This is a genomic window from Actinocatenispora thailandica (assembly GCF_016865425.1).
GTDB lineage: Bacteria > Actinomycetota > Actinomycetes > Mycobacteriales > Micromonosporaceae > Actinocatenispora > Actinocatenispora thailandica.
The window spans coordinates 5390164-5412384 of sequence record NZ_AP023355.1 but is presented as its reverse complement, the minus strand read 5'-3'; the positions used below and the strand labels follow the sequence as shown (position 1 = coordinate 5412384).

Annotated in this window: 11 protein-coding genes and 1 pseudogene; 9 read left to right on the top strand and 3 right to left on the bottom strand. The window is 75.6% G+C overall.

The features are described 5' to 3' along the window. Nucleotides 1-11 precede the first annotated feature (11 nt). From Athai_RS24025 to Athai_RS24000, 8 genes and pseudogenes are all read left to right on the top strand, one after another. The gene (locus Athai_RS24025; RefSeq protein WP_203963594.1) at nucleotides 12-1361 is read left to right on the top strand and encodes a DUF6002 family protein; all 1350 of its coding nucleotides are present in this window, start codon (nucleotides 12-14) and stop codon (nucleotides 1359-1361) included. After that, nucleotides 1358-4222: a non-ribosomal peptide synthetase gene (locus Athai_RS24020; RefSeq protein WP_203963593.1), complete on the top strand. Its 2865-nt coding sequence runs from the start codon at nucleotides 1358-1360 to the stop codon at nucleotides 4220-4222. Before Athai_RS24025 ends, Athai_RS24020 begins: the two co-directional genes overlap by 4 nt. Next, nucleotides 4219-5685, top strand: a complete 1467-nt coding sequence (locus tag Athai_RS24015) for a beta-ketoacyl [acyl carrier protein] synthase domain-containing protein (protein ID WP_203963592.1) — start codon at nucleotides 4219-4221, stop codon at nucleotides 5683-5685. The genes Athai_RS24020 and Athai_RS24015 overlap by 4 nt, the downstream gene beginning before the upstream one ends. Further along, a complete protein-coding gene (locus Athai_RS24010; protein ID WP_203963591.1) occupies nucleotides 5682-11138 on the top strand; it encodes a type I polyketide synthase in 5457 nt (1818 codons plus the stop codon). The genes Athai_RS24015 and Athai_RS24010 overlap by 4 nt, the downstream gene beginning before the upstream one ends. Then, nucleotides 11135-11464, top strand: a pseudogene (locus tag Athai_RS35115) (thioesterase II family protein); the annotation flags it as partial. The gene Athai_RS24010 and the pseudogene Athai_RS35115, both read left to right, overlap by 4 nt. A gap of 119 nt (nucleotides 11465-11583) precedes the next feature. After that, nucleotides 11584-14271: a lantibiotic dehydratase gene (locus tag Athai_RS24005; protein WP_338028155.1), complete on the top strand. Its 2688-nt coding sequence runs from the start codon at nucleotides 11584-11586 to the stop codon at nucleotides 14269-14271. Further along, entirely contained in the window at nucleotides 14264-14545 is a 282-nt protein-coding gene (locus tag Athai_RS34375) for a hypothetical protein (RefSeq protein ID WP_239157129.1), read from the top strand. The genes Athai_RS24005 and Athai_RS34375 overlap by 8 nt, the downstream gene beginning before the upstream one ends. Next, complete coding sequence (locus Athai_RS24000; RefSeq protein ID WP_239157128.1) at nucleotides 14473-17703, top strand: amino acid adenylation domain-containing protein; 3231 nt, start codon at nucleotides 14473-14475, stop codon at nucleotides 17701-17703. Before Athai_RS34375 ends, Athai_RS24000 begins: the two co-directional genes overlap by 73 nt. 103 nt (nucleotides 17704-17806) lie before the next feature. Here Athai_RS24000 and Athai_RS23995 read toward each other — a convergent pair whose 3' ends face one another. Beyond that, entirely contained in the window at nucleotides 17807-18526 is a 720-nt protein-coding gene (locus Athai_RS23995; RefSeq protein ID WP_203963590.1) for a GbsR/MarR family transcriptional regulator, read from the bottom strand. A 255-nt stretch (nucleotides 18527-18781) separates the two neighbouring features. Between Athai_RS23995 and Athai_RS23990 the strand changes: the two genes are divergently transcribed. After that, nucleotides 18782-20002 (top strand): serine hydrolase domain-containing protein, encoded by a 1221-nt coding sequence (locus tag Athai_RS23990; protein WP_203963589.1) that lies wholly within the window; start codon nucleotides 18782-18784, stop codon nucleotides 20000-20002. Nucleotides 20003-20057: 55 nt separating this feature from the next. Here the strand turns inward: Athai_RS23990 and Athai_RS23985 are convergent, their stop codons facing one another. Both Athai_RS23985 and Athai_RS23980 read right to left on the bottom strand, forming a co-directional pair. Next, entirely contained in the window at nucleotides 20058-21173 is a 1116-nt protein-coding gene (locus Athai_RS23985) for a serine/threonine protein phosphatase (protein WP_203963588.1), read from the bottom strand. Nucleotides 21174-21384: 211 nt separating this feature from the next. Next, nucleotides 21385-22161: a class I SAM-dependent methyltransferase gene (locus Athai_RS23980; RefSeq protein ID WP_203963587.1), complete on the bottom strand. Its 777-nt coding sequence runs from the start codon at nucleotides 22159-22161 to the stop codon at nucleotides 21385-21387. Nucleotides 22162-22221: the final 60 nt, after the last annotated feature.

Below are 22221 nucleotides of genomic sequence, written 5' to 3'. Positions count from 1 at the left end.
AGACGCCAACGATGTCGCACCCGCCGACCGCGAACCTGATCCTCGACTACTACGACCGGCTGCCGGAGGTGGTGGCCGCCCGGGTGCACGACCCGTCACCGGTCGCCGACCCGGTCGCGTTCTCGCCGGGCTTCCGGTTCCCGGAACTCGACGACCGGCTGCGCGAGTTCTTCTCGGTGGCCGAAGCCCGCTGGTGGCAGCTCGGCGAGCACGACTCCGGTCGGTTGCAGCTGCTGGACCTCACCCGGGCCCCCGGCACCCGGACCACCAAGACGTTCGCCTCGCTGCTGATCGTGGCGCGTGCGGTGGAGTTCATCCGGCAGACCGGCGAGCCGGTGCTGATCTTCACGCCGACCTCGGCGAACAAGGGCACCGCGCTGCGCGACGCGGTGCAGCGGGCGATCCGCTGCGGCCTGGTCACCGCCGACCAGCTGCGGATCGCGATCGTGGCGCCGGCCAGCTGCCAGCCGAAGCTGCGCGGCGGCCTGTCCACCGGCGACGCCGCGCTGGACCCGCGGCGCAACCCGATCTTCCTGTACGACGGGGAGCGCTCCGAAGGAGTCAAGGCACTGGCGCGGGAGTTCGCCGACCAGTACGCGGGGAAGCTCGGCGCGCACCTGTGGTTCTCCCTGGAACTGCGCAACTACCTGGTCGCCGACGCGGCACGGGCCTTCTTCGAGCACGACGTGGCGCCCACCGTCGGTGCCGCACCGCGCTGGCACGCGCACGCGGTGTCCAGCGCGTTCGGGCTGCTCGGCTACAACCTGGGCCGCGACGTGCTGGAGGAGCGCGGGGTGGCCGAGCCGGCGCAGCGCCCCGGATTCCTGCTGGTGCAGCATCTGGACACCCCGGACATGGTGCTCAGCCTGCGCCGGGGCGGGTTCGACCGTGCCCTGCTCCCGGCGTACCAGGCGGCCGGCGGGTTGTACCGGCAGGACGCCGACCCGCACTTCCCTTACACCACCTACGATCCGGACGAGGTGCTGGACCCGACGTTCTACTCGCACGCGCCGGCCACCTCGCCGGCGATGAACGAGCTGATCGCCCGGTACGGCGGCGATGGCATCGTGGTCTCGCTCCACGAGTGCCTGCAGCGCTACCCGCAGATCCGCGAGCTGCTGTCGGCCACCGACCGGCCGCTGCCGGCCGATCCGCGACGGCTGCGGGAGTTCTCCCTGGTGATGGCGCTGACCGGGGTGCTGAACGCGGTGCAGCGAGGGTTGGTGCCGGACGGCACGGACATCGTGGTGCACGCCTCCGGCAGCTACACCGTCGACGACTATCCACCGCTGGCCGCCACCGACACCGTGCCGGTGCGCAGCGTGGCCGACATCGCCAAGGTCCTGCTGGGCACCTCGTGACCACGCTCGGCTCCCGCTACCCGTCGGTACCGCCGGATGCGCTGCGGCGCACCGCGATCGTCGATCCGGCGGAGGTGACACCGCGGTTGCCGGCCTGGCACGAGGCGCATCCGGGGTGGCGGGTTTCCTGGAGCGAAGCGCCTCCCGGGCGGCAGGCCGGTCCCGGCGCGGCGCGGCTCGAGGTCGACGCCGACGGCGGGTTCGACCACCGGTCGCTCGCCGGGGCCTGGACGGACCTCCTCGGCCGGCCGGCCAGGCCAGCGATCCGGTCCAGGACCGCTGCGCTGGCACCGGCGGTGCGGCACGACTGGGTGGCGCCGGAACTGGCGCCGGGGCGGGTGGTCGAGTCACGGCACGGCGTGGACGGCTGGTGCGCGGTAGCCGCCGATCACGCCGGCTCGGCACACCAGGTGCAGCGCGCGCTGCGGGCGGTGCTGACCCGCTACACCGGTACCGTCGGGTTCCCGATCGCTCGCGCGGTCGCCGGCGAGTCCGGCCCGCGGCTGATCCTGAGCGGTGACGACGCGGCCGGTGCGGCCGATCCCGTCGGCGCCGCGGCCGTCGATCCGGTCGACGCCGGTACGACCGGGGCCAGCCCGGCGGCGGGCGTGCCGTATCAGGAAACGCCGGCGGCGGGCGTGCCGTACCAGGAGGCGCCGGCGGCGGCGTCGGTCTGGCTGGTGACCGGCGATGCGATGGTGCCGGGGTGCACCGACGAGGTGGCCGAGCTGGTCCTGGCCGCCGGGTGGTACCCGTGCGACCTGGTCGTGGTGGTGACCGGGAACCGGGTCTGGCTGGGCCACGACCGGCAGGTGGTCGACGACGCCCTCGCCGGGTGCCTGGCCGCCGACCTGGCCGCCACCCTGACCGCCGGCGAGTTGCCGGACCGGATGACCATCGAGCGCCGCCGGCCGCCCGAACTCGGTGACCGGCACCGCCCCTCGGTCGGGTGGCGCCCCGCGCAGCGCACCGGCACGGTGCTCGGCCGGTTCGCCGAGTTGGCCGCCACGCAGCCCGATCGGCCCGCGGTGCTGGCCGACGACGGCACCCTCGGCTACGCCGCGCTGGCCGCGGCGGCCGGTGGCGTCGCGCGGGCGATCGCCGCCGGCGGGACGGCCGGTGACCGGGCAGCCGCCGGCCCCGGCGTGCCGGCCGGTGGCCGGGTCGCGGTGCTGCTCGGCCACGGCGCCAGCACGGTCGCGGCGATCCTCGGTACGCTCGCCGCCGGCGCCGCCTACGTGCCGGCCGACCCGTCGTACCCGCCGGCGCGGCTGGCGCACCTGCTGCGCGACAGCGGTGTGCACACCGTGCTGGTCGATGCCAGTACCCGTCGCCTCGCCGCGGAGCTGACCGCCGAGGCGGCGAGCGGGCGAACGGCGCGCGGCACGCTGCCACCCGCCGTCCGGGTGCTGGACGTGTCCGGGTTGCCCGCGGCGCCGCTGCCGGTGCCCGACACCGACCCGGACGCCGAGGCGTACGTGCTGTACACGTCCGGGTCGACGGGGCTGCCCAAGGGCGTGGTGCAGAGCCACCGCAACGTGTTGTTCGCGGCCGGCAACCACATCGACAACGCGCGCATCGACCCGGACGACCGGGTCGCGGTGCTCAGCTCGTTCAGCTTCGACATGGCGATCACCGACCTGTTCTCGGCGCTGCTGTCCGGGGCGGCGGCGGTGCCGGTGGACATCCGTACCCACGGGCTGGCGCATCTGGTCGACGCGTTGCAGGAGCGCCAGGTCAGCGTCTACCACTCGACCCCGACGGTGTACCGGCATCTGGTCGCGGCGCTGGACGGCGGTCGGCTGCCGGCGATCCGGGTGGTGCTGCTCGGCGGCGAGGCGGTGCACGCCGCCGACGCGGTCGCCTACTGGCGGCACTTCGCGCCGGACGGCGTGTTCGTCAACGGTTACGGCGCCACCGAGATCAGCTTCATCGCGCAGGACCACCTGACCGCGCCGCCGGCCGGCGGGCTGGTGCCGGTCGGCCACCCGCTGCCGGGCATCGAGGTGACGCTGTGCACCCCCTCCGGTGCGCCGGCGGCACTGTTCGGCGAGGTCGTGGTGCGCAGCCGGCACCTCGCCATCGGGTACGTCGGCCGGCCGTTCCCGACCGCCGGAGACGCCCGGACCTACCGCACCGGTGATCTGGCCCGGCGACTGTCCGACGGCCGGCTGGTGCACCTGGGCCGGGTCGACCGGCAGGTGAAGATCCGCGGGTACCGGGTGGAACTCGGCGAGATCGAAGCGGTGCTGGCCGAGCTGCCCGGTGTGCGCCAGGCCGTCGCGGTGGCCCGGGACCGGCCGGCCGGCACGGTGCCGGCCGAGCGGGAACTGGTCTGCTACGTGTCCGGGTCGGCCGGGCTGACCGCGGACCGGCTGCTGGCGCAGCTGTCCGAGCGGCTGCCGCACTATCTGGTGCCCCGGGCGGTGGTGGTGCTCGACGCGCTGCCGACCACGCCGACCGGCAAGGTGGACGTCGCCGCGCTGCCCGCCCCGCCGGCGCCCGCCGCCGGGGCACTGCCGGACGATCCGCTGGTGCGTACCGTGGCCGCGGCCTGGAGCGCGGAGCTGGGCGTGCCGCTCGTCGACGTGGACCGCAACTTCTTCGACCTGGGTGGCCACTCGCTGGCGCTGGCCGGCGTGCAGCGGCGGCTGGAACGTGACCTCGGGGTGCGGCTGCCGCTGCCGGAACTGTTCGAGTACCCGACGGTCAGCGCGCTGGCGCGCCGGATCGCCGCCGCGACCAACGTGTCCACAATGGACGGTGGTGGGGCGCGGCGCGCCGAGATGGCGGCGGGCGCCGGCGGGGAGCGGCTGGCGGCGCGGATGGCGCGCCGGGCGGCCCGGCGGGGTGCCCGATGAGCGACGAGATCGCGATCGTCGGGATGGCGGCCCGGCTGCCCGGCGCCGCCGACGTCGCCGGCTACTGGGACAACCTGCGGGCCGGCGTCGACGCGATCCACCGGTACTCCGACGTCGAGCTGCGCGCCGCCGGGGTCGGCGACGAGCTGCTGGCCGACCCGCGGTACGTGCGGGCCGGCGGCTACCTGCCCGGCATCGAGGACTTCGACGCCGAGTTCTTCGGCTACACCCCGGCCGAGGCGGCCGAGATCGACCCGCAGCACCGGCTGTTCCTGGAGGTCGCCTGGCACGCGTTGCAGGACGCCGGAGAACAGCCGGGCCGGCTCGACGCGCCGGTCGGCGTGTTCACCGGCACCTCGGTCAACCGGTACTTCCTGCGCCACCTGTACCGGCCGGACCGGCTCGGCGCCGCGGACGAGCCGATGCCGCCCGGTCACGCGCCCGACTACCTGCCGCTGCGCACCGCGTACAAGCTCGGGCTGACCGGGCCGGCGGTGGCGACCCAGGCGGCGTGCGCGTCGTCGCTGGTCGCGGTCTGCCTGGCGGCGCAGAGCCTGCTCGACTACCGCTGCGATCTGGCGATCGCGGGCGGCTCCTCGGTGGCGGCGACGACACCGTCGGGCTATCTGGCCCGGGCGGGATTGTCGCCGGACGGCGTGATCCGCGCGTTCGACGCCAAGGCGCAGGGCACCCGGTACGGCAGCGGCGCCGCCGGGGTGGTGCTGAAGCGATGCGAGGACGTCACCGACGACCGGGTGTACGCGGTGCTGCGCGGCTGGGCGGTCACCAACGACGGCGCCCGGCGCGGTGGCTTCGCGGTACCGGGAGTGGCCGGCCTCGCCGACGCGGTCGCGGAGGCGCTGGCCACCGCGGAGCTGACGCCGGCCGACATCGGCTACCTGGAGGCGCACGGCAGCGGCACCCCGCTGGGCGACGCGATCGAGGTACGCGCGCTCGGCTCGGTGTTCGCCGGGGCGGCCGACGGCTGCCTGCTCGGCTCGGTGAAGCCGAGCATCGGCAACCTGGACGCGGCGGCCGGGGTCGCCGGGCTGATCAAGGCGGCGCTGACGGTGCGCGACGGGGTCGTCCCGGCGAGCCTGCACGTCGAGGCGCCGCACCCGGACGTCGACCTCGCCGCCGGCCGGTTCGAGATCGCCACCACGACCCGCCGATGGCCGACGCCCGGCCCCCGGTACGCCGGGGTCAGCGCGATCGGGCTGGGCGGCACCACCGCGCACGTCGTACTGGGGGAGCCGGCTCCGGCCGACGGGCCGCGCCGCACCCCGTTGCCGGCCCACCGGTTCCGCCGCCAACGGCACTGGATCGAGCCGGCCGGGCGACCGGACCGCGCCGACCGGGCAGCCGGTCCGGAAGCGACCCGCGGGTCGGCCCGGCAACGGGACCGGGCAGCACAGGGATCGAACGGCAACGGGGATCGAGCCGAGACCGGAGGTCGACGATGACCGAGGACAACGTCGAGCGCATCGCACTGGTGGGGTTGGCCTGCCGGGTGCCGGGCGCCCGGGACGCCGGCCAGTTCTGGTCGAACCTGGTCGACGGCGTCGAGTCGATCCGGTTCTCCAACCGGGACGAGCAGCTGAAGCTGGGGCTGCCGGCCGAGATGGTCGACCATCCCGACTTCGTCGCCGCCGCACCGGTGATCGACGACATCGAGTACTTCGATCCGGGGCTGTTCGGGATGAGCCGTCGGGAGGCCGACGTCGCCGACCCGCAGCACCGGCTGTTCCTGGAGCTGTCGCACACCGCGTTGCAGGACGCCGGCTACGATCCGGCCCGCTACCCGGGGCTGGTCGGCGTCTACGCCGGTACCGGTGCCACCGACTATCTGTGGAAGAACGTGCGGGCGAACCCGCGGCTGGCCGACGCCGCCGGCAACCTCGCGGTCAACATCGGCAACAACCCGGACTACGTCGCGACGCTGGTGTCGTACAAGCTGAACCTGCGCGGGCCGAGCTTCACCCTGCACACCGCCTGTTCCACCTCGATGGTGGCGATCCACCTCGCCTGCGAGGCGCTGCGCAACGGCGAGTGCGACATGGCGCTGGCCGGCGGGGTGTGCATCGAGCTGCCGCACGGTGGCGGCTACATCGCGCAGGACGGCGGGATCACCGCGCCGGACGGGCACTGCCGGCCGTTCGACGCCCGCGGCGCCGGCACCCTGTGGGGCAGCGGCGGCGGCGTGATCGTGCTCAAGCGGCTGTCCGACGCGCTGGCCGACGGCGACGACGTGCGGGCGGTGATCCTCGGCAACGCGATCAACAACGACGGTGCGGCCAAGGTCGGTTTCTCGGCGCCCAGCGTCGAGGGCCAGACCGACGTGGTGGCGCAGGCGCTGGCGATGGCCGACATCGACCCGCGCACGGTGTCCTATGTGGAGGCACACGGTACCGCCACCGCACTCGGTGACCCGATCGAGGTGGCCGCGCTGTCCGCGGCGTACGGCGCGCAGGCCGACGACGCCGGCTGGTGCGCGCTGGGCTCGGTGAAGTCGAACATCGGCCACCTGTCCCAGGGGGCCGGTGTCGCCGGGGTGATCAAGACGGTACTGGCGTTGCAGCACAAGCTGATCCCGGCGAGCATCAACTACGAGTCGCCGAATCCGGCGATCGACTTCACCACCAGCCCGTTCTACGTCAACGCGATGCTGTCCGGCTGGCCGGCCGACGACGGGCCGCGCCGGGCCGGGGTCAGCTCGTTCGGCATCGGCGGTACCAACGCGCACGTGGTGCTGGAGGAGGCGCCGGCGGCGGCGCCGGCGGCCGCTCCGGCGCGGCCGGTCGAGCTGATCCAGCTGTCGGCCCGGTCCGAGACCGCGCTGGCCACCGTGGTCGACCAGCTCGCCGCCCGGCTCACCGAGGCACCGGACACGCCGCTGGCCGACGTCGCGTACACGCTGCGGGTCGGGCGCGAGGCGCATCCGCACCGCACCGTGGTGGTGGCCGAGGACACCGCCGGCGCGGTGCGGGCGCTGGCCGACCGCAAACGGCACACCGACCGGGTCGGCAGGTCCGCGCCGCAGGTGGCGTTCCTGTTCTCCGGCCAGGGCGCGCAGTACGCGGGAATGGCAGCGCAGCTGCGGGCCGCGGAGCCGGTGTTCGCCGCCGCGGTGGCCGAGTGCGCCGCGGTGCTGGGCGCCGACCCGCTTGCCGCCGACGGCGAGACGCTGCAGCAGACCCGGCATGCCCAGCCGGCGCTGTTCACCGTCGAGTACGCGCTGGCCCGGCTCTGGGAGTCCTGGGGTGTGGCGCCGGCGGCGATGATCGGCCACTCCATCGGCGAGTACGTGGCGGCCACCCTGGCCGGCGTGTTCGCGCCGGCCGACGCGCTGCGACTGGTGGCGGCCCGGGGTCGGCTGATGCAGTCGGCGGCGCCGGGCTCGATGCTCGCCGTGCAGCTGGCCGCCGACGAGGTCGCCAAGTCGCTGCCGGCCGGGCTGGACGTCGCGGCGGTGAACGGGCCGCGCACCTGCGTGGTGTCCGGGCCGGCGGACCTGATCGACCGCTACGCGGAGGAGCTGACCGGGCGCGGGGTCGGCCGTCGGCGGTTGCGCACCTCGCACGCGTTCCACTCCGCGTCGATGGACCCGGTGCTCGCCGAGTTCGCCGAGCTGGTCGCCGCGGTGCCGCGGCACGCGCCGCAGCGCCGATACCTGTCCAACCGCACCGGCGACTGGATCACCGCCGAGCAGGCCACCGACCCGGCGTACTGGGCGGCGCACCTGCGCGAGCCGGTCCGGTTCGGTGACTGCGTGGCGCGGCTGCGCGCCGACGGCGACTGGCTCGCGGTCGAGTGCGGGCCGGGCAACCAGCTGGTCGGGCTGGCCCGGATGCAGATCCCACGGGACGAGCGGCTGCCGGTGCCGAGCCTGCCGGGCCCGGACGGCCGGCAGGGCGATCTCGCCCCCCTGTACGCGGCGGCCGGTCGGCTCTGGGCGGCCGGCGTCGACCTGGCCGGGTTCGGCCAGCCGGGGCGGCGGATCCCGCTGCCGACCTACCCGTACGAGCGCAGCTACCACTGGGTCGACCCGGCGCCGTCGGCCGCACCGGCGCCCGCCCCGGCGCCGGTGGACCGCGGCATGGCGCAGTGGTGCAGCGTGCCGGTCTGGCGGCAGCTGCCGCCGGCCGTCGACGTGCCGGCGGCCCCGCGCTGCCTGCTGCTGGCCGACGGCGAGTACGGCGACGCGCTCGCCACCGCACTCGGCCCCGACACGGTACGGGCGCCCGCGCTCGCCCCGGCCGACCGCGCCGGGTACGCGGCGCTGCTCGCCGAGCTGGCGGCGGGTTCCGGAGTCCCGCAGCGGGTCGTGCACGCCTGGACGGTCCGGTCGGCGGCTCCCGGGACCCAGCACCAGCACTCGGGCCCGGACTCCGGGGTGGACGAGGCGGTGCACAGCATCGTCGCGCTCGGCCAGGCACTGGCCGAGGCGTCGCTGCCCGGCCCGGTGCACCTGGACGTGGTCACCGCCGGTACCCGGGCGGTGCTGGGCGGCGACGTGACCGACCCGGTCGCGGCCGGCGCCGCGGCGGCCGCCTGGTCGCTGCCGACCGAGCTGCCCGGCGTGGTCACCGTCCGGCACGTCGACGCGGCCAGTTCGTCGGACGTGGCGGCGGTCGCCGCCGAGCTGCGGGTGCCACCGTCCGGCGAGTACGGCCAGACGGTGGCGCTGCGCCGCGGCCGGCGCTGGGCGCCCGGCTTCGAGCCGGTGCCGCTGCCGGCGGCGGCCGATTCGCTGCCCGACGGCGGCGTGTACCTGATCACCGGTGGCACCGGCGGGATCGGCGGCACCGTCGCCGAGGACCTGGCCCGCCGCTGCCGGGCGAGGATCGTCCTGCTGGCCCGCACCCCGCTGCCGCCGCGTGACCAGTGGGCGGCGCTGGCCGGCGGCGGCGATCGCATCGGCCGCACGGTGGCCGCGATCCGGCGCATCGAGGCGGCCGGCGGCCAGGTGTTGCCGGTCGCCGCGGACGTCACCGACGCGACCGCGCTGCGGGTGGTGCGCGAGCGCATCCTCGCCGAGTACGGCCGGCTGGATGGCATCGTGCACGCCGCCGGTGTCCCGGGCGGCGGCCTGATCGAGGTGAAGACCCGGGAGGCGGTCGAGGCGGTACTGGCGCCCAAGCTCGCCGGCACCCGCGCGCTGGCGGAGGTGTTCGGCGACCTCGACCTGGCTTTCGTGGTGCTGTGCGGGTCGGTGACCGGCGTGGTCGGCGGGCTCGGTCAGGCCGACTACGCCGCGGCGAACGCCTACCTGGATGCGGTGGCGCACCACGGTGGCGGGTTCGGCTGCCCGGTGCTCAGCGTCGACTGGGGTGCCTGGAGCGAGGTCGGCATGGCAGTCGAGACCGCCCGCCCGGCCGCGCTCGGCGGTACCGCCGAGGCTGCCTCGTCCGCTGCCGGTGCCGGCGCGCTCGCGGTGGGATCGCCGGCCGACGCCGACTCCGCTGCCGGACCGGCCGGGGCGGTGCGCGCGGTGCGGCATCCGGTGCTGACCGACCGGGTCGACGACGGGCCGGGTTCGGTGGTCCGCGGCCGGCTCGGGCCCGCCAGCGACTGGGTGCTGGGTGAGCACCGGATCGCCGGGGTGCCGGTGCTGCCCGGCACCGGCCATCTGGAGCTGATCCGGGCGGCGTTGGCCGCGGCGGTGCCGGCGCCCGCCGCGGACGCCGTGGTGGAGCTGCGCGACGTGGCGTTCGTCGCGCCGCTGGCGGTGCCGGACGGTGCCGAGACGACCGTGCAGGTGCGGCTGCGTCCCGGCGACGACGGGTACGACGTCACGGTCGCCACCGGCGCGGGCCCGCACGTACGCGGCACCGCCGCCTGGGTGCGCACCGCTGCGCCGCAACCGATCGCGGTGGCCGAGCTGCGCGATCGGCTGGGTGCCGGCACCGAGGTGACGAGCCACCGGTCCCGGTCCGGGCTGGTCGAGTTCGGTGGCCGCTGGCAGAACCTGCGCGCCGTCCACCGGGGTGCCGGCGAGGTGCTGGCCCGGCTGGTCGCGCCGCCGGCGGTCGCGGCCGAACTCGCCGACTGGCCGCTGCACCCGGCGCTGCTGGACGAGGCGACCAGCCTGCTCGACGTCGAGGGCGGCTCGTTCCTGCCGCTCGGGTACGGCCGGATCACCGTGCACGCGCCGCTGCCGGCGCGGCTGTGGGCGCACGCGGTCGGGCAGCCCGGCGACGAGGTCACCACCGCCGACATCCGGCTGCTGGACGACGACGGCCGGGTGCTGGTCGACATCGCCGACTTCATGCTGCGCCGGGTCGACCCGGCGGCGATGGCCAGCACCGTGCAGGCCACCCCGGCGTCCGGCGCACCCCCGGCGGGCGGGGCCGCGCCGGCACCGGCCGGTGCGCTGTCACCAGGTGCCGCGGCGGCGGACCGCGGCAGCACGCCGCCCGGCGGTACCGCGGGCGGCAGCGGTGCGGCGGGCGGGATCGCGCCGGCGGACGGCGCCGAGGTGCTGTGGCGGCTGCTGTCCGGTGGGCTGGGGCCGCAGGTCGCGGTGTCGGTGCGGCCGATGGACGAGCAACTCGCGGCGGCCGCCGCGACCATCGACACGCTCACCGGGCCGGTCGATCCGGACGCGGGCGGGGCGCTCGGCGACGAGGCGGCACCCGGTACCGAGCTGGAGGCGCAGCTGGCGGCGATCTGGGCCGAGGTGCTCGGCGTGCCGGCGGTCGGCCGGGACGACGACTTCTTCGACCTGGGCGGCAACTCGCTGGTCGCGGTGCAGCTGATCGGGAAGGTGCGCACCGCGACCGGGGTGAAGCTGCCGATGCGCAGCCTGTTCGAGACGACCACCGTGGCCGGCATGGCGGAGCTGGTCGAGCAGCGCCGGGACGCCGCCACCGAGGCGCCCGCGGCGGCGATCCCGCGGCTGGCCCGGCCGCGATGACCGGGATCGACGACGCCGCCCGCACCGCGGTGGACCGCTGGTTCCCGCGGCCGGCGCGGCGCCCCGACGCCACCTGGCAGCTGTACTGCCTGCCCTACGCCGGCGCCGGCGCCAGCGCGTTCCGGCACTGGCCGGCCGCGTTCGGTGCCGAGGTGGAGATCGTCCCGGTGAAGCTGCCCGGCCGGGAGGGCCGGTACGGCGAGCCGCTGACACTGGATCCGGTCGCGATCGCCGACGCGATCGTGGCCGACGCCGGCCCGCGGTTCGCGCTGTACGGGCACTCGCTGGGCGCCCGGCTCGGCTACGAGGTGGCCCGGGTGCTGGCCGAGCGCGGTGACCGGCTGCCGGAGCGGCTGTTCGTGGCCGCCGGCCGGCCACCCGACGAGGCCGGTGACGGGCCGCTGGACAACATCGCGGCGCTGCCCGCGACCGGCTGGTGGCCCGGGTGGTCGCGGCCGGCGGGATGCCCACCGAACTGCTCGACGCGCCGGACCTGCTCGACCTGCTGCTGCCGGTGCTGCGGGCCGACCTGGCCTGGCTGGAGGCGTACCGGTACCAGCCGCGGGGGCCGCTGCCGGTCCCGGTGACCACCTTCGCCGGCGCGTCCGACCAGGCGGTACCGCCGGCGCGGCTGGCCGGCTGGCAGCGACACACCGACACCGAGGTTCGCGGGCACCAGCTGCCCGGCGGCCACTTCTTCCCGCACGATGCGCTCGCCGAGCTGGCCACGCTGATCCGGGACGACCTGCACGCCGGCCGCTCGCCGGCCGGCCGGCCGCCCGGCGCACCGGCGTCCGCTGCCGGATCCGGTGCGACCCGGTCGGCGGACCACCGGGCGCCGTTGGGGGACACCGGCTGGTCGGTGTGGCGGGACGCGCTGCTGCGCGGCACCGGGTTCCCGGCCGCCGGGCTGGACCGGTTCGCCGCGCCGGAACTCGCCGCGACCGCCGACGCGCTGGTACCGGTCGACCCGCAGCGGGCGGTCCACGACGACCGTTTCGTTGCCGCGTACCAGGCTGCGGTGGCGCGGGGTTCGGCGGTGGCGGCCGAGCTGGCCGCGGATCCGCTGCTGCGCGAGGCGGTCGGCTGGCAGAACCTCAACGCGCTGACCGGCCTGGACCACCTGCTGCCCGGCCGCGGCACCGGCCGCCCGTCCAAGCGGCGGGAGCGGGAGACCGCGCTGATCCGCTACTGGCAGCGGTACTGCGGGAAGAACGACACGATCGGCTTCTTCGGCCCGACCTGTTGGGTCACCGTCGATCCGGAGCTGGCCGAGGTGGCCACGGTCCGGCCCGGCAGCGGGCTGACCCGGCGCCGCCGGGTGCACTACGAGACCTGGGCACTCGACGCGTACGCGCAGCGGCTCGCCGACGATCCGGCGATCCGGCGCTGGCTGCCGGTGGTGGTCTCGCCGGAGATCCACCGGGACGGCAGGCTGGCGTACCGGCCGGCGCAACCGCCGGTGTCGCTGTCCGCGGCGGCCGCGGCGGCGCTGTCGGCGGCGGACGGCAGGCCGGCCGTCGAGGTGGTCGCCGAGCTGTCGACCGCGCCGGAGCTGGGCCTGCGCCGCGCCGACGACGGGTACCTGCTGCTCGACGGCCTGGTCCGGCAGGGGTTGCTGCGCTGGGGCGCCGACCTGCCGCTGCACCCGGACGCCGAGGCGGTGCTGCGGGAGCGGATCGCCGCGATCGGCACCGAACCGGAGCGCGGCAGCGCGCGGCGCGGCCTGGACCGGCTGGACGCGGCCCGGGACGCGGTGGCTGCCGCGGCCGGCGACCCGGAGGCGCTGCGCGCCGCGCTCGGCGGGCTGGCCGAGACGTTCGAGGCGGTGACCGGCCAGCCGGCGCAGCGGCGGGCCGGGCAGACCTACGCCGGCCGGGCGCTGTGCTACGAGGACACCGACCGTGACCTCGACGTGGTGTTCGGCCGCCCGCTGCTCGACGAGCTGGCCGGGCCGCTGGACATCCTGCTGCGGGCGGCGCGCTGGCTGACCGTGGCGCTCGCCGACGCGTACGGCGACGCGCTGCACGAGCTGTACCGGGAACTGGCCGCCGAGCCGGGTCCGGTGCGGCTGTCCGACCTGTGGTACCTGGCGCAGGGCCCGCTGTGGGGCGGCGGGGACCGGCCGGTCGACGCGGTCGCGGCGCAGTTCGCGGCGCGCTGGGCCGGCCTGTTCGGCGACACCGGCGACGGCCCGGTCCGGCGCAGCGCGGCGGAACTGGCGCCCGCGGTCGCCGCGGCGTTCCCGGCCGAGCGGCCCGGCTGGTCGGCCGGCTTCGTGCACAGCCCGGACCTGCAGCTCTGCGCGACCGACGTGGCCGCGTTGCGGCGCGGCGACTACCAGGTGGTGCTGGGCGAGATGCACGTCGCCTGGCCCACCTTCGACTGCGCGGTGTTCACCGAATGGCATCCGGACGCCGACCGGCTGCGCGCCGCGCTCGCCGCCGACCTGGGGCCGGGCCGGGTGCGGCTGCTGTACCCGCCGGACTGGCCGCGGCACACCGGCCGGGTCGCGCACAGCCTCGCCGACGCCGACGACGCGCACCTGGGTGTCGCGCCCGGCCCCGTCGCCGCCACACCGGGGCACCTACCGGCCAGCGGCGTGCTGGTCACCGAGCAGGACGGCGGGCTGGTCGCGACCGACCCGGCCGGCCGGCGACGGCCGCTGCTGGAGCTGTTCTCGGCGCTGCTGGCGATGCATGCGGTGGACGGGTTCAAGCTGCTGGCACCGGCCGCGCACACCGCCCGGCTGTCCATCGACCGGCTGGTGGTCAGCCGGGAGACCTGGCGTACCACGGTGGACCGCAGCGGGCTCGCCGCCGCCCGCGGCGACGCCGCTCGCTACCTCGCGGTACGCCGGTGGCGGGCCGAGCTGGGGCTGCCGGAGCGCGTCTATGTCAAGATCGACACCGAGATCAAGCCGTTCTTCGTCGACCTGACCAGCCCGCAGTTCGCGGTGGCGCTGTGCAACGCGGCGCGCGGGGCGCGCACCCGGGCCGGCCGGGACGTACCGGTGTCGGTCACCGAGATGCTGCCCACCCCCGACGAGTGCTGGGTGCCCGACGCCGCCGGCCGCCGGTACTTCAGCGAGCTGCGGCTGCAGATCACCGACGCGGAGGCGATGGATGGCTGACGAGAGCCTGTTCGCGCTGGTCCTGGCGCAGGCGCGGGCGACACCCGACGCGACCGCGGTACGGCAGTGGGAGCGCGCCGAGAGCTACGCGTCGCTGCTCGGCCGGGCCGGTGCCCTCGCGGCGACGCTGCCGGCCGGTGGTACCGGGCTGGTCGGGGTGTGCACCGAGCGCGGCGTCGAGATGGTCGTCGCGGTGCTCGGGTGTTGGGCTCCGGCGCTGGCTACCTCCCGCTGGACCCGGCGCACCCGCGGGACCGGTTGCGGCACCTGGTGACCGAGTCGCGGGTGGACGCGATCGTGGTCGATGCCGCCGGCCGGGAGGCGCTGGGCCCGGTCGACGTGCCGCTGGTGGAGGTCCCCGCGGTGCCCCTGCCGCTGGCGGAGGTGCCGGCCGGCCCGCCCGGCCGGGACCGACTCGGGTACCTCACCTACACGTCCGGCTCGACCGGCACCCCGAAGGGCGTCCTGGTCAGCCAGCGCAGCGTGCTGGAGTTCGTCGACGCCTGCCGGGCGATGACCGGGGCGACCGCCGCCGACCGGCTGCTCGGGCTCACCTCGTTGAGCTGGGACGCCTCGGTGATGGACCTGTTCCTGACGCTGACCACCGGCGCCACCGTCGCGCTGGTCGGCCACCGGGACCGGATCGACCCGGCCCGGCTGGTCGCCTTCGCCGCCGCGCACGAGGTCACCTGGTGCGTGGCGACCCCGCCGGTACTGGCGCTGCTCGACCCGGTGGCGCTGCCGACGCTGCGCACCATCGTGGTCGGTGGCGAGGCGCTGCCGCCGACGCTGGTGCGGCGCTGGCGGGAGCGTCGCCTGTTCAACGTGTACGGCCCGACCGAGACGACGGTGTTCGTGCTGGCCGCCGACCTGCACGGGGCGCCGGACGGGGAGCCGCCGATCGGGACGCCGGTGGGCACGCACGCCGCGTACCTGGTCGACGAGCAGTTGCGGCCGGTGCCCGACGGCGAGGCCGGTGAGCTGCTGATCGGCGGCCCGGGAGTGGCGTACGGCTACCTCGACGCGCCCCGGCTGACCGCCGAACGGTTCGTCCCGGACGCGCTGTCCGGCCGACCCGGCGCTCGGCTGTACCGCACCGGCGACCTGGCCCGGCGGCGGCCGGACGGCCAACTGGAGTTCCTCGGCCGCCGGGACGGTCAGGTGAAGATCCGCGGTCAGCGGGTCGAGACCGGCGAGATCGAGGCGGTGCTGCAGGCGCACCCGGACGTCACCCAGGCCGCGGTGCTGGCACTGCCCGGCCCGATCGGCCCGGAACTGGTCGGGTTCCTCGCCCCGGCGACCGCGCCGGCCGACGACGCGCTCGTCGCGCACGCCGCCCGGCGGCTGACCGACACGATGGTGCCGCGGCGGTACGTGCGGCTCGAGGCGCTGCCGTTCACCGTGGTCGGCAAGGTGGACCGGGACGCGCTGCGAGCCTTGGCGCCGATCGGATCGGTGGCCGTGCCGGCCGACCCGGTCGCCGCCGCCTGGTCCCGGGTGCTGGGCGGCAGTCCCGGCCCGGACGACGACTTCTTCGCCGCCGGTGGGCACTCGCTCGCCGCGATGCGGCTGGTCGCCGAGCTGCGCGAGCAGTTCGCCCGTGACGTCACCGTCGAGGACGTGTTCACCGGCCGCACCCCGGCCGGCATCGCCGCCCGCCTCGCCGCCGCCGGGCCGCTGACCGGCCCGGAGCCGACCAGCGGCAACCCGCCGACGCTGTCGCCCTCGCAGCGGCGGCTGTGGTTCGTTGACCAGCTCGCCCCCGACTCCGCCGCCTACAACATCGCGTTCGCCGAACGCCTCCGCGGCCCGCTGGACGTCCCGGCGCTGCGCCGCGCGCTGCGCCGGCTTTCCGACCGGCACGAGGTGCTGCGCTGGCGCATCGAGCAGCACGACGGTGTTCCGCGGCCGGTCTGCGACCCTAGCGGCGAGGTTCCGCTGCCGGTCACCGATCTCACCGAGGACGAGCTGCCCGCCGCGCTGCGCGAGCGCGCCGGTACGGTCGTCGACCTCGCGGCGGGCCCGGCGTGGCGCGCCGAACTGCTCCGGCTGGGCCCGACCGAGCACGTGCTGTGCCTGGTGCTGCACCACGCCGTCGCCGACGGCTGGTCCCAGTCGGTGCTGTACCGGGAGCTTGCCGCCGGATACTCGGGCATCGACGCCGAGCCGCTGCCGGCCAGCTACGCCGACTACGCCGCCTGGCGGGCCGACCGGGACTCCGCGCGGGGCACCGCCGACCTGGCCTGGTGGACCGAGCACCTGGCGGACGCGCCGACCGTGCTCGACCTGCCCCGCGACCGGCCCCGCCCGCCGGTGCAGACCTACGCCGGTGCGGTGCTCGCGGCGCCGCTGCCGGCCGCGACGGACGCGAACGTACGGGCCGTCGCCGCGCGGTACGGCGCCACCCCGTCGGTCGTGGTCCTCGCCGCGATCGGGGTGGCGCTGGGCCGGCTGACCGGCCGCACCGACCATGTGGTCGGTGCCGTCGTCGCCGACCGTCGCCGCACCGCGTTCACCGACCTGGTCGGCTTCTTCGTCGACATCGTGCCGCTGCGGCTGCGCAGCGCCACCGGCGGCAGCTTCGCCGACGACATCCGGTACTGCCTGGGCGAGGTGCTCGCCGCCGAGGCCCACCCGGGTGCCCCGCTGGAGGAGATCGTCGCCGCGCTCGGGGTGGCGCGCGATCCGTCCCGGGCGCCGCTGGTGCAGGTGCTGTTCAACGTGTTCAACTTCGCCGAGCCGCGGCTGGAGCTGGCCGGGCTGGAGGTCGCGCCGGTGCGGCTGCCGGTGCCGGGTTCGCCGTTCGACCTCACCCTGTACCTGACCGAGCGCGACGGACGGTTCGTGCTGGAGGCCGCCTACAACACCGACCTGTACCGGCCGGAGCGGATGCACGCGCTGCTCGACGGCCTGGTGGCGCTGATCGGTGCCCTGGCCGCCGCGCCGGATGCGGTCACCGGCGAGGTGGGGCCGCGGTTCGACACCTCGGGCGCCGGCGACGCTCCGGAGGTGCCGACCCGGACGGCCGGGGCGGTGTCGCAGACGGGGACGACCGGGGCGGTGATGCCCGCCGGGACGACCGGGGCGGTAACGCCGGCCGGGACGACCGGGGCGGTGGCGCCGGTGACGGACACCGAACGGTTGGTCGCCGAGGTGTGGCGGGCGCTGCTGGACCGGGCCGAGGTGGGCGCCACCGACAACTTCTTCGAACTCGGTGCGACGTCGCTGTCGATGGTGGAGGCCGGCAGCCGGATCGCTGCTCGGATCGGCCGGCCGGTACCGGTGGTCGACCTGTTCCGGTTCCCCAACATTCGCGCGCTGGCCGAGCACCTGGACGGCTCGGCGGACGACTCGGCGCTGACCCGCGCCCGGCAACGCTCGGCGCTGCGCCGCCGCAACGCGTCCCGCCGCCCCGGCCCCGGCCCCCGCTGACCCCACGCCCGCCTGCCTCGGCCGGCCTCGTCCCCGCCTGTCCCGGCCGGTCCGGGGCCGGCCGGCATCGGCCCACTGCGGCGGCGCGGCGGTGCGATCCAGGTCAGGGTCGGTCGGTGCGATCGTCCCGGTGCTCCTGCCACTGTTCGATGCTCCGCCGGAGAGCGTCGCTGACCAGGGACAGGAACTCGGCCGAGGCGGCGAAGCGGGCGCCCGCTGGTGTCTCGCTGCCGAGTACGTCGGCCCCGTGCTGCCATGCGGTCACCAGCTCGTCGTTCATCCGTGCCGCGGCCAGCGTGGACCGGACCCAGATCTCGTCGTCCACGACGTACCGCTCCCGGCGGGCGCCGGCGATCCGTTGCCGGCCGAGCAGTCCCTGCTGTTCCAGGAACCCGACCGCGTGCGAGATGGACGCCGGGCTGACCCGCAACTGCCGTACCAGGTCGGCGACGGTCAGCGCGCCGGAGTCGGTGAGGTAGAGGCAGGCCAGGACCCGGGCCGCCATCGGGGGCAGGCCCTGGCGCTCGAACAGGGCGGTCAACGACTCCGACAGCGCCCCGACCTGCCGCGGATCCCGGTCATGGCTCTGCTCCGGCGCCGGCGCGCGCTCCGGTGCGCGTTTCTGCCGGTGTGCTCGCCGGCGGGTCGCCTGCCGGGCGCGGTCCGCCTGGTAGCCGCCCGGTCCGCCGTTGCGGGTGACCTCGCGCATGATCGTCGAGGCCGGCCGGCCCAGCCGGCGGCCGATCGCGGCGTAGCCGAGCCCCTCGGCCAGGCCGGCCGCGATCTGCCGACGGTCCTCGTCGGTGAGCCTGCCTCCGGGCATCGACGCTCGCCTCCTCCTCGTCCGGCCGAACGCCGCGCGGGTTGCGCGGTGCGGTGTCCAGCGCTCTTCTCATTGCAACACAACCGACGCATCATCTTTGCGTTCAGCTCCAAAGCCATTGCAATACTCTCAATATCGCACGCATTGACAAGGAACTTCGACACCGAAGCTACGTTGACGGATTCATAAACGCAATGTAGCGTTCCGGGCGTTCAGGGATCCCTGAACGTTGCTGGCGGCATCAGGGAGAGCGACATGGGAAAGAGTCTGTCCGAGGCCGGGTTGCGCAGGCTGCGCGAGGTGCTGGTCCGGCATGTCGAGTCCGGCCGGATTCCGGGGTTGGTCGCGCTCGTCGGCCAGGGTGACCAGACGCACGTCGAGGTGCTGGGCACGATGCGAAAGGACGGCGGCGCCGCGATGCGGCGCGACACGATCTTCCGGATGGCGTCCACCTCCAAGCCGGTGTCGATCGCGGCCGGCATGGTGCTGCTGGACGAGTGCCGGTTGCGGCTGGACGACCCGGTGGACGAGTGGCTGCCGGAGCTGGCCGACCGGCAGGTGCTGAAGCGTCTCGACGGACCGCTGGACGAGACGGTGCCGGCGCACCGGCCGATCACCGTACGAGACGTGCTGACCTCCACGTTCGGGCTCGGCATGGACATGACCTCGCTCGGTACGCCGATCATGAACAAGGTGTTCGAGCTGGGGCTGACCCCCAACATGCCCGAGCCGCAGCCGGAGCCGGACGAGTGGCTGCGCCGGCTGGGCACGCTGCCGTTGATGCACCAGCCCGGTGCGCAGTGGCAGTACCAGATCGCCAGCGACCTGCTCGGGGTGCTCGTCGCGCGGGTCACCGGCCAGACCTACGACGCGTTCCTGCGGGAGCGGATCTTCGACCCGCTGGGCATGCGGGACACCGGGTTCTGGGTGCCGGCCGACAAGATGGACCGGTTCGGGCCGCTGTACGCGCCGGACCCGCAGTCCGGTGAGTTCCACGTCTGGGACGAGGCCGAGGGCGGGCGGCACAGCGCGCTGCCGGCGTTCCAGGGCGGCGGTGGCGGCCTGGTGTCCACTGTGGACGACTACTACGCCTACTTCCGGATGCTGCTCGACGGCGGGATGCACCGCGGCGAGCGGATCCTGTCGCGGCCCGCGGTCGAGCTGATGACCACCAACCGGCTCACGCCCGAGCAGAACGCGGCCCGGACCAAGCTGGCCCGCGACAACGTGCACATCTCGTTCGGCCAGGGGCAGCACGGCGGCTGGGGCTTCGGGATGGCGGTCCGCACCTACCGGGGCGACTACGCGCCGGTCGGGCAGTTCGGCTGGGACGGTGGGGCCGGCACCTCGACCTACGCCGATCCGGCGAACGACCTGGTCGGGATCCTGCTCACCCAGGTCGGTACCTCCAACCCCAACTCCGCGTGGGCGTTCCACGACTTCTGGACCACCCTGTACCAGGCCGTCGAGGACTGAGCCCGTCGGCCCGACCGGCCCGCCCGGGGTGATCCTCGCGGGCCGGTCGGGCGGCTCACGGTGCTGCGGCGGGGCGCGGCGCCGGGAGCGGCGGCAGGCCCGTGACCAACGGGTCGATCCGGCCGGCCGGGTACGGCGTGGTGCGGCTGGTGCCGAACAGCTCCCAGTAGAAGTCGTTCACCGCGACCGCGACCGGCGCGTACCGTCGGATCAGCGCGGCGATCGCCGGCGGCGCGCCGGCGATCTCGCCGCCCGCGGCGCACCGGCGCAGGTAGTCGTTGCGCTGCACCGGGCCACCGGCCGGCGGCACCGGCACCCCGCACACGTGCACGACCAGCCAGTTGAGCAGCTGGGTCAGCGCGTAGCCCACGTCGTGACTGCCGTGCCGGGCGACGAAGTCGGCCTCCGCCGCGGACAGCGCGAACCGTGGCGAGCTGGCCAGCCCCAGATCGACCAGGTAGAGCCGGGTTCCGTCGGTGCGGATGTTGCCGAAGTGCGCGTCGAAGTGCAGCAGCCCGGCGGAGTTCAGGAAGCCGAGATCGAGCCGCAGCCGCCGTTCCACCATGGCCGCGGCCGTCGCGATCGCCGCCGGCCCCTCGGCGAGCCGGCTCCGCAGCCAGTCGTCGAGGCCGTCCGGGACGTACTCCAGGAACAGCACGACGCTCGCCGACGCCGTCGCCGCCGCCTCGATCCGCTCCCGTACCGCGGCGGAACCGTGCAGGTAGGCGACGGTGCGGTCGACGTCGGCCAGCTCCTCGGCGAGTGGCGGGCTGCCGGGCAGCGTGCGCCAGTGGTAGAGCAGCGGGAACGCCTCGGTGCGCCGAGCCAGCACCCAGTCGGTCGTCATCGTGTTGGCGGTCACCTCCCGCCACACGCCGAACCCGGGGCCGCCCACGCCGTACTGGCAGTACGGCGGCAGCCCGAACAGGTTCGCCGTGGACAGCACGTGCTCCGGCCGGCGTTCCCGGTCGCTGAGCGGGATCCGCTTGACGAACACCGGGGTGTCGCCGATCGTCAGCAGCGCCGAGGTACCGCCGATGCCGTGCGCCAGCGGCCGGGCGCCGCGCACGAGCCGCGCCAGCTCGCGCTCGTCGAGCGCGGCCAGCGCCTCCGACACCCTGCCGTACCGCGTGATCCGTGCCGGCAGCTCCATCTCCGCGGAGTCGGTCACCACACGTCCTCCCGTCACCGCCGGAGCGGGCTCGACACTGTCCATAGTGGAGATACCGTGGCTGCGCCGGCGCGCGGTGCGGGCCGGCCGCGGCGCCGATCCGCGCATCGGCGCCGGCGCGCGGTGCCGGCCGGCCCGGCGCCCCGATCGCGCATCGGCGCCGGCCCGCCGGGACGGCGGGCGCCCCGCCGCCGGCGCCGATCGGCCGAGGTCAGGGGACGGCGCGGATCAGGACCAGGGAGCCGTTCAGCTGGCTCTGGCGACGGAGCTGGCCGTACCGGTCGTCCCAGGAACCGGAGTCCAGCGCGGTCCGCAGCCGGTCGGTGTACCGTTCGGCGACCTCGGGTTCCACGAAGCTCCAGGCGGAACAGGACTGCCGGGCGGCGGGGTCGAGCAGCATCTCCGGCCGCGCGTAGTACGCCTCGTTGAAGCCGTCGACGCAGTCCGCCGGGATCGGCACGGTCCGCACCTCGGCCCGGCCGCCGAGCGTGTCGACGATGTCGGCGATGGCCGGGTAGCGCCGCGCCTCGGTGTCCAGCACGGCCGGCGCGTACTCGTACAGCCAGAAGTCGCGGACCCGGTCGGGATCGCAGGTCAGCACGACGACCGGTCCGCGGGCGACCCGGCGCATCTCGCGCAGGCCGGCGGTCAGGTCGGGCCACTGATGCACGCTGAAGGTGGTCATCGCGGCGTCGAACGTGTCGTCGTCGAACGGCAGCCGCTCGGCGACGCCGTCGACCGCGGCGGGCAGGTGCGCGGGGCGTTGCGCGCGCATCGACGCGGACGGCTCGACCGGGGTGACCGTGCAGCGCGGCGACTCGTACGAACCGGCGCCGGCGCCCACGTTGACCACGGTCCGGGCACCGTCCAGCGCCTGCTCGATCAGCGCGGTGATCCGGGGCTCCGGACGGCGGTACCGCGCGTACCCGCCGCCGATCGTGCCGTAGTCGGCGTCACCGGCGCTGCCGTCGCTGCTGCGTGCCCTCATCAGCGGGTTCCCTCCTGCCGCGGGACGGTACCGACATCCTCCCGCGGGCACGGCACGCGC